Annotated in this window: 13 protein-coding genes and 1 tRNA gene; 13 read left to right on the top strand and 1 reads right to left on the bottom strand. The window is 61.0% G+C overall.

What is annotated here, in order from left to right; translation table 11 throughout:
• The first annotated feature begins 323 nt into the window (after positions 1 to 323).
• From DDD64_RS00520 to DDD64_RS00495, 6 genes are all read left to right on the top strand, one after another.
• A complete protein-coding gene (locus DDD64_RS00520; protein WP_126134541.1) occupies positions 324 to 2,789 on the top strand; it encodes an Rne/Rng family ribonuclease in 2,466 nt (821 codons plus the stop codon).
• A 190-nt stretch (positions 2,790 to 2,979) separates the two neighbouring features.
• The gene (rplU, locus tag DDD64_RS00515; protein ID WP_016442902.1) at positions 2,980 to 3,285 is read left to right on the top strand and encodes a 50S ribosomal protein L21; all 306 of its coding nucleotides are present in this window, start codon (positions 2,980 to 2,982) and stop codon (positions 3,283 to 3,285) included.
• Positions 3,286 to 3,333: 48 nt separating this feature from the next.
• Complete coding sequence (rpmA, locus tag DDD64_RS00510; protein ID WP_016442901.1) at positions 3,334 to 3,588, top strand: 50S ribosomal protein L27; 255 nt, start codon at positions 3,334 to 3,336, stop codon at positions 3,586 to 3,588.
• Positions 3,589 to 3,768: 180 nt separating this feature from the next.
• Complete coding sequence (obgE, locus tag DDD64_RS00505) at positions 3,769 to 5,304, top strand: GTPase ObgE (protein WP_126134540.1); 1,536 nt, start codon at positions 3,769 to 3,771, stop codon at positions 5,302 to 5,304.
• Between the two features lie 45 nt (positions 5,305 to 5,349).
• The gene (gene proB, locus DDD64_RS00500; RefSeq protein WP_126134539.1) at positions 5,350 to 6,465 is read left to right on the top strand and encodes a glutamate 5-kinase; all 1,116 of its coding nucleotides are present in this window, start codon (positions 5,350 to 5,352) and stop codon (positions 6,463 to 6,465) included.
• A gap of 575 nt (positions 6,466 to 7,040) precedes the next feature.
• The gene (locus tag DDD64_RS00495) at positions 7,041 to 7,934 is read left to right on the top strand and encodes a hypothetical protein (RefSeq protein ID WP_126134538.1); all 894 of its coding nucleotides are present in this window, start codon (positions 7,041 to 7,043) and stop codon (positions 7,932 to 7,934) included.
• Between the two features lie 76 nt (positions 7,935 to 8,010).
• Here DDD64_RS00495 and trxA read toward each other — a convergent pair whose 3' ends face one another.
• Positions 8,011 to 8,394 carry a thioredoxin gene (gene trxA / locus DDD64_RS00490; RefSeq protein ID WP_016442896.1) on the bottom strand — a complete coding sequence of 128 codons (384 nt, stop codon included), beginning with the start codon at positions 8,392 to 8,394 and terminating at the stop codon, positions 8,011 to 8,013.
• 168 nt (positions 8,395 to 8,562) lie between these two features.
• Between trxA and DDD64_RS00485 the strand changes: the two genes are divergently transcribed.
• From DDD64_RS00485 to DDD64_RS00455, 7 genes are all read left to right on the top strand, one after another.
• Positions 8,563 to 9,825 carry a glutamate-5-semialdehyde dehydrogenase gene (locus tag DDD64_RS00485; protein ID WP_126134537.1) on the top strand — a complete coding sequence of 421 codons (1,263 nt, stop codon included), beginning with the start codon at positions 8,563 to 8,565 and terminating at the stop codon, positions 9,823 to 9,825.
• Complete coding sequence (gene nadD / locus DDD64_RS00480; RefSeq protein WP_016442894.1) at positions 9,815 to 10,513, top strand: nicotinate-nucleotide adenylyltransferase; 699 nt, start codon at positions 9,815 to 9,817, stop codon at positions 10,511 to 10,513. The genes DDD64_RS00485 and nadD overlap by 11 nt, the downstream gene beginning before the upstream one ends.
• Entirely contained in the window at positions 10,510 to 11,343 is an 834-nt protein-coding gene (locus tag DDD64_RS00475; RefSeq protein WP_126134536.1) for a hypothetical protein, read from the top strand. Before nadD ends, DDD64_RS00475 begins: the two co-directional genes overlap by 4 nt.
• The gene (gene rsfS, locus DDD64_RS00470) at positions 11,340 to 11,801 is read left to right on the top strand and encodes a ribosome silencing factor (protein ID WP_126134535.1); all 462 of its coding nucleotides are present in this window, start codon (positions 11,340 to 11,342) and stop codon (positions 11,799 to 11,801) included. The genes DDD64_RS00475 and rsfS overlap by 4 nt, the downstream gene beginning before the upstream one ends.
• Positions 11,798 to 12,457 carry a histidine phosphatase family protein gene (locus DDD64_RS00465; protein WP_016442891.1) on the top strand — a complete coding sequence of 220 codons (660 nt, stop codon included), beginning with the start codon at positions 11,798 to 11,800 and terminating at the stop codon, positions 12,455 to 12,457. The genes rsfS and DDD64_RS00465 overlap by 4 nt, the downstream gene beginning before the upstream one ends.
• A 91-nt stretch (positions 12,458 to 12,548) precedes the next feature.
• A tRNA-Ala gene (locus tag DDD64_RS00460) sits at positions 12,549 to 12,624 on the top strand.
• 142 nt (positions 12,625 to 12,766) lie between these two features.
• A complete protein-coding gene (locus DDD64_RS00455; RefSeq protein WP_126134534.1) occupies positions 12,767 to 13,621 on the top strand; it encodes an HAD family hydrolase in 855 nt (284 codons plus the stop codon).
• Positions 13,622 to 13,641 lie beyond the last annotated feature (20 nt).

Genomic DNA, 13,641 nt, shown 5'->3' with positions numbered 1-13,641 from the left:
GGTTAGCGACACCTCTCAAAAAATAGGGACGAAAGTCCCGGACGGGTCTGTGTGGTGGTGATTGCAGGCCCTAGCAGGTGGGAGGCGTTGCGGAGATTTCGGGAACCTCCCAGCGCCAGTCCAGTACTCCTCATGTAGAATCGGTATCAGTGTACCGGGCGCTACCGTATCGCCCCGGTGGTTCGAGGCTGTGAAGAACCTGGCCGGCAGATGATGAGCGCCGGATATGCCCTCGAACGTGAATATGCTTGCGCGGCGTCGGCCGCAATGGTGATAGGTCCGCACGGGATACGGGGTGCGCGCCTGTCGGGAAGTGTAGACGAATGGCGAAAGAAGCCACCGCGTCGGAGCACGGCACCGTGAGTGCGGCTGCGGCGAGTCCATTTTTCATTCCGGTACCCGAAGAAGAGGCGGTGGAAATTCCACGCTTCCGTATTAATACGGATATTCCACTCTTCCAGGAACCCGACGCCGCCAATGCTATCCGGGTCACCTACCTCGTTGATGACGATTCCTCCAGCGGCGCAGATTCCGATTCTGGCGATAGTTCCTCCCGGCGCACCCGGCGGCGCGAACGCGGCGAGCATGATTCTTCCGCTCGCGCGCCGCGAGGTTCCCAGAACGACGACGCCGCCTCTGAAGAAAGCGACCACGCGGGAACGGATGAAACTTCGGTAGCGCCCACCCGGAGGCGGCGTCGTAGCCTTTCGTCCGACGATGAAGTGGCAGCGCCCAAGGGCTCCACTCGCTTGGCTGCCAAGCGGGCTCGGCGTCGCGAGAATCGCGAGGGATCGGCGCGCCGGCGCGGCTCCATTACGGAAGTGGAATACCTGGCTCGGCGCGAGTCGGTGAAGCGCGACATGATCGTGCGCGAACGTGACGGTCTCAACCAGATCGCGGTGCTCGAAGATGATGTGCTCGTGGAACACTACGTGGCGCGCCATACTCAGATTTCCATGGTCGGCAATGTGTACCTAGGGCGGGTGCAAAATGTGCTGCCCTCGATGGAAGCCGCTTTTGTGGATATCGGTAAGGGGCGCAACGCGGTCCTGTACGCCGGGGAAGTGGATTGGAAGGCCGCCGGGGTTACGGGAAAGAACCGCCGGATTGAGCAGGCGCTCAAGTCCGGGGATACGGTGCTGGTGCAGGTCACCAAGGATCCCATTGGCCATAAGGGTGCGCGGCTCACCAGCCAGGTCACCCTCGCCGGGCGCCACCTGGTCCTTGTTCCCGGCGGGGATATGACCGGCATTTCGCGTAAGCTTCCCGATTCGGAACGCTCGCGCCTCAAGAAGCTTCTCAAAGAAATTGTGCCGGAAGATCATGGGGTTATTGTGCGCACCGCAGCTGAAGGTGCTACCGCGGAGCAACTTAAAAATGACGTGGAGCGCCTGACCAAGAGCTGGAAGGAAATCCAGCGCAAGGCCAAGGTCGCGAAAACTGCACCGCAGGTCCTCAAGAGCGAACCGGAACTGGCTGTACGAGTGGTGCGCGATATCTTTAACGAAGATTTCGACTCTCTGCGCGTGCAGGGTGATGATGCCTGGGAGACGATCTCCACTTACGTGGAAGAACTATCTCCCGAACTCATGGACCGGGTGAGCCGCTGGGATGATTCGCGCGATATCTTCGAGGCCTACCGCGTGGAAGAACAGCTCGCCAAGGCTTTCGATCGCAAGGTGTGGCTACCCTCGGGGGGAACTCTCGTTATTGACCGTACCGAAGCCATGACGGTGGTGGACGTCAATACCGGGAAATTCACCGGATCGGGCGGCTCGCTCGAAGAAACGGTGACCCGTAATAATCTGGAAGCGGCCGAAGAAATCGTGCGGCAATTGCGGCTGCGCGATATCGGCGGGATCGTGGTTATCGATTTTATCGATATGGTCCTGGAATCCAACCGTGACCTTGTGCTGCGCCGGCTTATCGAGTGCTTGGGGCGGGATCGCACCCGCCACCAGGTGGCGGAAGTAACCTCCCTCGGTCTGGTGCAGATGACCCGTAAGCGTGTGGGGCAGGGACTCGTGGAGGCCTTCTCGACCGTCTGTGAAGCCTGCGAAGGGCGCGGCTACATCATTCACGACCACCCGGTAGAGGAAAACGAAGAATCCCACGCGCCCCGCAAGCGTAAGAATCGGCGGGAGGCTTCGGCACCGCAGCGCGAGGCGGCTGTTCAAATGATGAATTCCATCGCCGCTGCGGGCCATGCCGACTCCCAGCAGAAGGATGGCCAGGATAAAGATAAGCCCCAGGATTCAGAGGCTCCGAAGCCGGAAACGGTTGAGAAGTCCGCGGAAACTGCGAAACCGGCGAAATCTGAAAAACTGGACAAGCCCGCGAAATCCGCGAAATCCGCGAAGGCTGATAAGCAGGAGAAGTCGGAAAAGCCGGCTACCCGGCGGCGGCGTAGCTCGCGAACCGCACCGGCGGCCGCGGATACTTCGGGCACCGGAACGAAGGACACGAAGGGCACTACCGCGGGGCAGGAACGCGCCGCGGCCGCAGCCACGGGCACCGTACGTACCGGAAGTAGCACCGCGGGCACAGGCACCGCGCGGAAGACTGGCATGGTGGTTTCCTCCGGCGTGGTGAGCCCGACGCACACGGCCGTTTCTGCTAGTTCCCACGCAAAGACGGTGTCGCCGTCGTCCGCTATCCATACCGGATCGCGTGAGGCAGCTAACGGAACCCGCGGGGGCACCAAGCGGCGCGCCGTGGTCTCATCGGGTCCCATTTCCACCGGAAACGGGGCGGGGGTTCTGAGTTTCCCGGCCAATTTCCAAGGGTAGTTCGGAGCGGGCACAGCGCTACAACCGGGAGGTACGTGGCGCATCCCATAGCGACACGGCCGGTCTCATGCGCTGTCTCACTTGTAAGAAAGCGGGTCGACGCAGTAAAGTAGATGGTCGGTGCTTAGGCACTCAGTCGTTTAAGTGCGCTGTCCAGCGCGAAAAGTAGCCGTAATCAACAGGAGCAAACGTGGTGTACGCGATCGTCAAGGCCGGGGGCCGTCAGGAAAAGGTTTCTGTCGGAACCGTCGTGGTTGTTGACAGGATGGAAGGTGAAGTCGGCGATACCGTCGAACTCGAACCCATCATGCTCGTTGACGGGGATAAGATCACCACGGCTGCCGATGGCATTTCGGCGAAGGTTACCGCGGAAATTGTGCGCGATGAAAAGGGACCGAAGATCTCCATCATCAAGTTCAAGAACAAGACGGGTTACCGGAAGCGCCAGGGGCATCGTCAGCCCCTGACCCGCCTCAAGGTCACCGGCATCCAATAGGATCTGCCGCGTCAGCAGCTAGTTTTGAGATAGTAAGAAGGTAGACAGATGGCACATAAGAAGGGCGCCTCTTCCTCGCGCAACGGGCGCGACTCCAATGCCCAGCGCCTCGGGGTGAAGCGGTACGGCGGTCAGGTAGTATCCGCCGGTGAAATTCTCGTTCGCCAGCGTGGCACGAAGTTTCATCCGGGTAATAACGTCGGGCGCGGCAAGGATGATACCCTGTTCGCTACCGCAGCCGGAACGGTCCAGTTCGGTACCCGTCGCGACCGCAAGGTTGTCGACGTCGTGACCCAGGCTTAAGGCGGAGCGGCCCGAGCGCCGCACGCACCTATGATGAGGGGTGGGGGATTGAACCTCCACCCCGTCATTCGTTAACGCGGGTTCGGTGCGCGAGTACCGGCTACGCAGACGTCCATCTACTCGCGGCGGTTAAGCAGCCGCGGTGACGCGTCAGCACTACAGAAAAAGGGGAGGGCATACGTGGCCTCGTTCGTCGATAAGGTGACTTTGCACTTGCGCGCCGGCAACGGTGGAAATGGATGCGTTTCGGTGCGTCGGGAAAAGTACAAGCCTCTTGGGGGGCCCGACGGCGCCAATGGCGGCCATGGGGGTTCCATCATTTTTGAGGTGGATTCCCAAGAATCTACCCTCATGGACTACCACCACACCCCGCACCGTAGTGCGGAAAACGGCCAGCCCGGAGCCGGTGATAACCAGCGGGGCAAGAACGGCGCGGATCTGGTGCTCAAGGTTCCGGCGGGGACGGTCGTGAAAAATAGTGAGGGCGACGTGCTTGCGGATCTCGTGAGCCCCGGGGATTCTTTCGAGGTAGCACGCGGGGGAGTGGGCGGACTCGGAAATGCGGCCCTCGCTTCTCCGCGCCGCAAGGCACCCGGTTTCGCTCTACTCGGGGAAGCCGGCGAAGAACTCGATGTTGTTCTCGAATTGAAATCGGTGGCTGATGTGGCACTGGTGGGCTTCCCTTCCGCCGGGAAATCCTCTCTCATCGCGGCTATGTCTGCCGCGCGCCCGAAAATTGCCGATTATCCGTTCACCACTCTTGTTCCGAACCTCGGCGTGGTGACCGCTGGCGAGGAGCGCTACACCATTGCCGATGTTCCCGGCCTCATTCCCGGGGCCTCGGAAGGGCGCGGGCTCGGGCTGGAATTTTTACGTCATATTGAGCGCTGCGCTGTTATTGCGCACGTCATCGACTGCGCCACGCTGGAGCCGGGGCGGGATCCGCTCACGGACCTGGATACCCTCGAACACGAACTGGCCCGCTACGCGGCCAATATCCCGCCCACCGAAGGCCAGCTTCCTCTCACCGAACGCCCCCGCGTGGTGATTCTCAATAAAATTGATGTCCCGGATGCGCGGGAACTTGCCGAATTTGTGACCCCGGAGTTGCGCGACCGCGGCCTCGATGTTTTTTCTGTCTCCACCGCCAGCCACGAAGGGCTGCGTGAGCTCTCCTTCTACCTGGCCCGGGTGGTACGCGAAGAAAAGGCGAATCGCGAGGTTGCTGAACCGGTGCGCCCGGTGCTGCATCTGACGCGGGAACGCGATGATCGTTTCACTATCGTCAAGCGGCGCGACGGCATGCAGGAGTTCTGGAATGTGCGCGGGCGCCAGCCCGAACGCTGGGTGGGGCAAACGGACTTCGCCAATGATGAGGCGGTCGGGTACCTGGGGGAGCGGCTTCACCGGCTGGGCATCGAGGACGAGCTGGCTCGTTTGGGTGCGGTGCCGGGCGATATGGTGGTCATCGGCCCGCCGCAGACCGGTTTCGTTTTCGATTGGGAACCAACCGTTGCCGCCGTCGCTGAAATTTACGGGCCGCGCGGGCGCGATATCCGGGTGGAAGCCGAGCGCTCCCGCCCCACCCGCCGCGAAAAGCGCGCCGATTTTTACGAGCGCATGGATGCCAAAGAGAAAGCCCGGCAGGAATTGCGCTCCGAACGGGAGGCCGGCATATGGACGGATCCGCAGGCAGGGACCCCGGAAGGGGACTAAACTATCCTGCGGTGTCCCGAACCATCAGATAAGAAAGAGTGACTCGTGTCCGGTACCTCATCCACCTCGCTGACCCGGCGTGACTGCCTTGAGAACTCCCGTCGAATAGTCATTAAAGTGGGATCCTCCTCTTTGACGGGGCCGGACGGTGCCCTGCACCAGGAAACCCTCGATCTTCTTGTCAACACCATTGCGGACGTGCATGCCCGCGGGGTCGATGTGGTGCTGGTATCCTCCGGCGCGGTGGCGGCCGGTATCGGGCCGCTCAAGCTGGGCCGTCCGCGTTCCCTGCGGGAAAAGCAGGCCGCGGCTATGGTGGGTCAGTCCCGCCTCATGGCTGCGTACGAGGAACGCTTTGAAGCGCATGGCATTAGCGTGGGCCAGGTGCTCCTCACCGCTTCTGATGTCACGAACCGGCGCCACTACGCCAATGCGCTTACGGCGATGCGTACGCTCTTGCGTTTGCGGGTGGTTCCGATTGTGAATGAGAACGACGCCGTTGCCACTGACGAATTGCGCTTCGGTGATAATGACCGGCTGGCCGCGCTGACCGCCCACCTTGTGGGTGCCGGCACTCTTATTTTGCTCACGGATGTGGACGGCCTGTATACCAAGCCCCCCAGCGAGGCGGGCGCCACCCGCATTGCGGAGGTAACTAGCGAGGAAGACCTCGCCGGACTGCGGATTACCGGGCGGGGTTCGGTGGTCGGAACCGGGGGGATGCGCACCAAAGTGGCGGCGGCCGAATTGGCAACCTCGGGTGGCGTTGGCGTGATTCTCACCCACGTTGATAATGTGCAGCGGGCCGTGGCCGGGGAGAATGTGGGAACCTGGTTTGTGCCGAGCAAGCGTCATGTGTCCGCGCGGGGGCGCTGGATGGAATTCGCGGCGCGGGCCCGGGGGCGGGTTACATTGGACGACGGCGCCGTTGCGGCGGTCACCAGCAATCACGCATCTTTGCTCCCGGTGGGAGTCATCGGGGTCTCGGGCCGTTTTGCGGCCGGGGATATCGTGGAACTTTGTGATGGGCACGGAGAAGTTATTGCCCGGGGTCTGAGTGCCTATAGCGTGGAAGAACTGATCGAGCTGGTGGGAAGCACCGGGGCGCGCGGCAAGAAGCCGGTGGTGCACGCCAATGACATCGTGCTCTTGGGCTCCTAACTGGTCACGCCGTTGGCATCACCTGTCCCAGGTGCGGGTGCACCGCCTTTGGTGTGTGCCGGTCGAGCGTGCTTCAATGGCATCCGCACAGGAGCGCTGCGGTGTGCACAAATCTGTGTTACGTCTTACTTTACGGACCTGTAACTACGGGAAACGTGCATAATTTTGCACTAGCTGTGCAGGGTGGTATTTTTATTCGCCCAGGTTGTAGCGCTGCCACTCGAGAGTTTAGCGAAGCATTACACCACCTTGATCGAATAGTAATCACGATAAATGAATAGTGACATGCGCAAAAAACCCTCGTGTTTGTCTTGCCTATTGGACAATAAAGATCTAGCGTTATCGCAAGTGCTTATATAGCACGCTCGCAATCGCTCGGAATACCCGAGCCGACGAAGAACGGAGAATTCGATGTCGCAGTTTGTCACGCTCCAGGGCCTCACCTCCAGCATGTGCGCGGACTATCGAATTACCATGGCGCATTGGCGCCGCTGGCATCACCACTTTATGAGCGCGCGCCTCCTTGCGCCTGCCAGTGCCCCCTCTGCCCGTCTTCGTCCCGATAGTGAGTACTAATGACCATCCAATTGACCACCCTGTGCACCACCACGAATGAGGAAGTTTTAAGAGAAACATTTTTAGGAGTCGATCTCTCGGCGCTCGGCGGCGGGGAGAATCTTTGCGGCGACGGCGCAGCTGCGCGCCCAGCCCACGGGGCTTCCATTGCGCACCTGGCCTCCTGCGCGGATGCGGCCTGGAAAGGCGGACTTGATTTCGTCCAGTTTTCCGGGGAATTCGTACTTCCCGGTGCCCGCGTCGCCTCCGCGATGGAAACGGCAAGCCGCCTAGGTCCACGTGCCCGCGGTGATATCGCGGTAGAAGTACCCGCCACAGCCCAGGCTTTACGGGAAGCGGTGGCCAGAACCCAGCAGGACACCAGCGATACCCCGGCTCTGGTGAGTCTTCCGATCACCCCGGCTACCGACCTTGCGGCCCTGCGCGGCGACGTGGAAAATGCTATTGCGGCCGGGGTACGCCTCATGCCGCACGTGCGCGCTGAAGATGTCCCGAATCTGAATCTGCGGGCAATCTGCGGTATTTCCCCGATGATGCGCCTCTCCGCGCCCGATGCGCACCGCGCCCGCGAAGCCCGTTTCGCTTTGCGTACGGCGGCAGAAGAATACGATACCGACCTGCAGGTCCTCCTCGACATGACCGTCATTATTTCGGCTACCCGCACCGCTGCTCGCGAACGCCTCTTCCTGGTGCAGGCCCTGGGCGGTCCGGATTTCACCCGCAGCGCTCACGTGGTGGGAACGGTCTACGATGTTGCGGATACCACCGAGTCCTGGCTGGGGATGGGTGCGGCAGATGGCATCATCTACCGGCCTACCTCCATCCGCACCGATTTAGCTTCGCTGGTGCGCGGAGTACTTCCGGTGCTTTTCGGACGCGCTGAAATTTCCTAATTTTTCTTGGGAGTAATGAGGGGCGAACTGGTCGATTCCAGTTCGCCCCTCGGTGCTTGGCGGAAAAATCGGTAGCTTATTCAGCCTGTTGTGCGGATTCCTCAGCTTCGTGAGCGGCAAGACGGGCGCGAATCTCGTCCATATCCAGCTCCTTGACCTGGCCGATCAGATCCTCGAGCGGACCGGCCGGTAGCGCCCCGGCCTGCTCAAAGACGCGGATACCATCGCGGAAAGCCATAATGGTCGGAATCGCCTGAATCTGGAAATGCGCCGCGAGCTCCGGGCTATCCTCGGTGCTTACCTTCCCGAAGGTGATATCGGGGTGCTTTTCGGAAGCCTTTTCGTAAATCGGGCTGAATGCACGGCAGGGTCCGCACCAGCTCGCCCAGAAGTCCAGCAGCACGATGCCTTCGTGTACGGTCTCGTTGAAGTTCTCAGTGGTGACAGTAACGGTTGCCATGGTTCTCCTCAAATTTGTTGGAAATCTCGCTACCTGCAACGCGGGGGCGGGCGGCGCTATTCCCATGAGATTTCCCGAATATATATGAGTGCTCCTCATTCCCGCTCGCTGTTCCTCTTCGGTGTTCCTATTCGGTAACGGGGGCCTTTCTGGCCTAAAGTAGAGACTATGACCGCAACGTTAACCGAGGGCGTGGCCGAGGTAGCCCGCCGCGCGCGCCAGGCTGCGCGTTCTTTGCGCGGTGCGCAGACCACGTCGAAAAATGATGCTCTTTGCCGTATCGCCGCAATTTTGCGTAGGGAAACCGCTCGTATCGTGGCGGCAAATGCGCAGGATGTGGCCCGGGAACAGGGCAGGCTTTCCCCGGGAATGATTGATCGCCTCCTCCTTACCGAAGAACGCATCGAGGGCATTGCCCAGGCGGTAGAACACGTGGTGGGCTTGGCTGACCCGGTCGGTGAAGTGGTCCGCGGTTCGCGCTCGGCTCACGGCATGCGTTTGCGCCAGGTGCGGGTTCCCATGGGCGTGATTGGCATGATTTATGAGGCCCGCCCCAATGTAACGGTCGATGCGGCCACCCTGGCCCTCAAAGCGGGTTCCGCGGTGATACTGCGCGGGGGGAGCGCTGCTATACGCACCAACGAGGTGCTGGTCGAGCTCATGCGGCAAGCTGTAGCGGAGGCCGGTTTCCCGGCCGACTGCGTGCAGACCATCGATGCTTTCGGGCGCGAAGGCACCGTAGAACTCATGAAATTGCGCGGCCTGGTAGATCTTATTATTCCGCGCGGAGGCGCAGGTCTGATCCAGACGGTCGTGCGCGAATCCTTAGTTCCCGCCATCGAAACCGGGGTGGGCAATAATCACGTGTACGTGGATGCCAGCGCGGATATGGAGCGGGCTAGCGCCGTCGTCGTTAATTCCAAAACGCATCGGACAAGCGTGTGTAATGCGGCCGAAACGCTTCTTGTCCACGCGGATATCGCACTGGACTTCATGCCTCGGATTTTGCGTGAACTGCATGAGCGCGGTGTGATCTTGCATTGCGATGCCGCGGCCCAGCGTTTCGCCGGGGATGTTCCCACCCAGCTCGCGACGCAAGAAGATTGGGAAACTGAATATTTGGCCCCGGAGATGGCCGTGGCGGTTGTTCCCGATCTCGAGGCGGCGCTCGCTCATATTGCCCGCTATTCAAGCGGTCATACCGAAGCTATCGTGGCCGAAAATCAGCGTGCCATTAATCGTTTCATCGATGAGGTGGATTGCGCCGCCATTATGGTGAATGCTTCGACGCGTTTCACGGACGGCGGCGAATTTGGGCTCGGCGCGGAAATTGGTATCTCCACTCAAAAACTGCATGCGCGCGGACCTATGGGACTGGAAGAAATGACCACGACGACGTGGATTGCAGAGGGCGAGGGGCATGTCCGATAAATCCGATAAAGACGAACCGGTGCAAATTCCTTTCGACGAACGCAAGCACCGCCGTCGGCGGATCGGGGTGATGGGTGGAACTTTCGACCCGATTCACCACGGCCACCTGGTGGCCGCCTCGGAAGTACAGCATCGTTTCGGGCTGGACGAGGTGGTTTTCGTGCCCACCGGCCGCCCCGCTTTCAAACAGGGCCAGCACGTAAGCCCGGCCGAACACCGCTACCTCATGGCGGTTATTGCCACCGCGTCGAATACCCGCTTTACGGTATCGCGGGTGGATATCGAACGGCGCGGCCTGACGTACACCGTGGATACCCTGCGGGATTTGCGTGAGGTCTACCCGGATGCGGATCTGTACTTCATTACCGGAGCGGATGTTATTCCGGAGATTTTGCGCTGGAAGAACGCCGAGGAACTGTGGGGGATGGCGCGCTTTATCGGCGTCACGCGCCCCGGGCACACGATTGATGTTTCCGCGCTGCCCAAACACGCCGTGGAAATTGTGGAGGTTCCTGCCATGGCGATCTCCTCGACGGATGTGCGCGAACGGGTGCAAGCTCACGCACCCATTTGGTATTTGGTGCCCGAAGGCGTGGTGCAGCACATTAGAAAATACAAACTTTATGCCCAGCGCGAGGCACCGGGTAAGCTTGATCAAGGACGGTCGTACCGAGAGGAGAAGAAATGAGCGAGGGCGGGCGGCGCCTCACACGCAGCGAGATGCGCGAGCGCGGACTCTTGAAACCTCTCGAAGAAGGCGAGGCTTCGCCGGTGGAAGAATTGCGGCGCACCCGGGATATTCCGGTGGTGCGAGCAACGCGGCGGCGGGCTATTCTCGCCGAGCGTGCCGAAGCCGCTGAGGAGGTAGAAGCCACCGCGCAGCCTGAGGTAACGGCGCCCGATTCCGTAGCGGTGTCGGATGCCGGTGCGGTTTCTGGTCCCGATCCGGCGCCTTCCCCGGCACCGACGGGTGAGCGTATCTCCGTTTTCGACCGTTTCGAAGCCGATACTCAAGCACGTATCGGTGAAGATGACCACTCGCTCGTGCCTCCGCTTACGGCCTCCGCACCAGCTGCCGCGCCCGAACCTGCTCTGGAAGCCGAGGCCGCGCCCGAGTTTTCCGAAGGTGGTAGCTTGCGGGAGCGTTTGCTCGCCCGCACCCAAAACGATGCTTTGCGTGCCTCCGGTGCGCAGGGTGATGCAGCGCCGGAAGTAGAAGAGGCCGGGAACGACGCCGCAGCGGCGTTGTCGCCCGCTTCCGTTTCCGCGGCGCAGCCGGACCTGCATGCCTCGGACCCGCTTACCCCGGATCCGCTCGCGCACGAGTATGTGGACGAGGATGAACTCGAAGATGAGTCCTCGCCGCGCCGTTGGACGGTGACTATGCTTCTCCTCATTGCGGTGAGCGTCGTGCTCGGCCTGGTCATTGGCTTCTTCTTCTTGCAGCATGGCGCTCAGGCCGCGTCTTTTGAATATGTAACCCCCGGTATTACCCCCGACATCAAGGAGATCTTGTGACAGCTTCGGATCGCGCGATAGAGCTCGCCCGTATTGGAGCCGCGGCAGCGGCGGAGGTGAAAGCGACATCGATTGAAGCTCTCGATGTTGGTGAGCGTTTCGCCATTTCCGATGTTTTCCTTATCATTTCCGGTGATTCGGAACCGAAAGTGCGCGCTATCGTGGATCGCGTGGAGGAAAAACTCGATGAGGCCGGCGGGCAGCGTTTGCGCCGCGAGGGACTCACGTTCGACCCGCGGTGGGTGCTCCTCGATTACGGGGAACTCATTGTGCACATCCAACGCGATGAGGACCGCGCTGATTACGCCCTCGCGCGCTTGTGGGCTGATTGCCCGCATGTGGATCTTCAGCTCGATGATGAGGCGGTTATCGCCGGGGATCCGGCGCCTGTAACGCCGGAGGTTGCCTCGGAATCACGGGACCCCGAGGCGGCCGGTTCCGCTGAGGCGCATGCATGACGGCAGATCGCATCTTGCTCTGGCGCCACGGCCAAACTGATTACAACCTGGCTTGGCGCATCCAGGGTTCCACGGATATTCCCCTCAATGCGGTCGGGCTCGGTCAGGCTCGCTACGTGGCCCCCCACATCGCTGCTGCCGGACCGGCGCATTTTGTGGCATCCCCGCTGCAACGGGCCTATGCCACCGCACTCGAGGCTGCCCGTCTAGTTGACCGTGAAGTGGCAACTGATGCGCGCTTACAAGAACGCTGTTTCGGGCAGTTCGAAGGCTTGACCCGCACTGAGATCGCGGAGCGCTATCCGCGTGAATTTGCACAGTGGCGCGCGGGGGAGGAGCCCGTGGGCGTCGGGGTAGAAACGAAGGAACATGTTGGCGCGCGCGTGGCCGCGGCCATTACCGAGGCCAGCGAAGGTATGGACGGGGGCCTGCTGGTTGTGACCGCGCACGGCGCGGCGATTACCTGCGGGCTCGGGGTGCTTCTCGGCTGCGGGGCTGATTGGCAGGGCCTGGGCGGCCTGGATAACTGCCACTGGGCTATGTTGCAGCGGCGTAAGAACGGGAATGTGCAGTGGCGCCTTACCGGCTTCAATCGTTTCCTCGCGGACGAGCACGATCCGGTGAAGAACTTTGAGGTGGAAGGGCCGGAAGGCTAGGCTCCCACCAGGAAGAATGCGATGCTCGACACAAAGTCGAGTTCTGATTTGCCAAGCGTTTCTTCTCCGACTAAAGTTCTATAAGTCGCTTGGGGCTATGGCGCAGTTGGTAGCGCGCTTCCATGGCATGGAAGAGGTCAGGGGTTCGAATCCCCTTAGCTCCACCAAGTACACTGCTGGTGTTGATATATTTGGCAATCATGCAATAAAACCCCGGTCAATTCCTAAAGCTCAGATTCTAAGTTTAGGCGTATCGGCCATGTTTTATATCCATCTCGGGTTCCAGAGCGAGAGGAAAGCGACACCTAGATGCCACGAGTACGCCATCGGTTGGGAGTGCTGAGCTCCGGCGGGAACATCACCTTTGCGCAACGCGAATTCACTCGCCCCACGAACGTGCTATTCGACGTCGACGGCACTCTCACCGATGCCAGTTCGCGGGTGCTCCCGGAAAATATCCGGGCACTCCAGCAGCTTCACGCTGCCGGCATTCCCATTACCCTGGCCACCGGGCGAATCATTGCCGGGGCTGCCGATATCCTCGCGGAGGCGGGCGTTCCCGGATGGGTGGTGGCCGAAGGCGGTTCCATCGTCTGGGACGGGCACACGGTAGTGCGCCGTCATCCGCTCGGCGCTGCGGCCTATGCGCGTGCGGTCCGATTCGCGGAGGAACACCGGCTCGGGATGGTCGTTAATGGCGAAGAAGGCATCGTCGTGCAAAGCTTTGGGGCGCCCTTGTTTGAGGACGTTATTTGCAACGCTTCCGCGGGGCGGGAACCGCTCCGCGGCGACGTCGCCGCCCTTGCGGCTGATACCATCACGAAACTCTCATTCTCCGGAACTGAAACCCAGCTGGACCGGCTGCAAGAACTCTGGCAGGCAGCTTTCCCCGGGGCGGTGCGCGGGCATGCTCATTTTGTTGATGTGGTTGCTCCGGGCGTGACCAAGTGGGAAGGAATAGAGCTGGCGCTGCGGGCGCGCGGCCTCGAAGCGGAACATACGCTGGGGGTGGGAGATTCCGCCAATGATATTCCCTGGATGCGGGAGATCGCGCTGAGTTACGCAATGCCGCAGGCCAGTGCCGAGACCAAGGCTGCCGCCCGGTGGATCCTCCCGGCGGGTCTGGCTCCTGTTGCCGATCTGGTTGCTGCGGTGCTGCGGTGATATTTGCCGAGTGTCACTAT

The sequence above is a fragment of the Actinotignum sanguinis genome, from assembly GCF_003957255.1.
Taxonomy (GTDB): domain Bacteria; phylum Actinomycetota; class Actinomycetes; order Actinomycetales; family Actinomycetaceae; genus Actinotignum; species Actinotignum sanguinis.
This window is presented reverse-complemented; position numbering and strand designations above follow the sequence as displayed.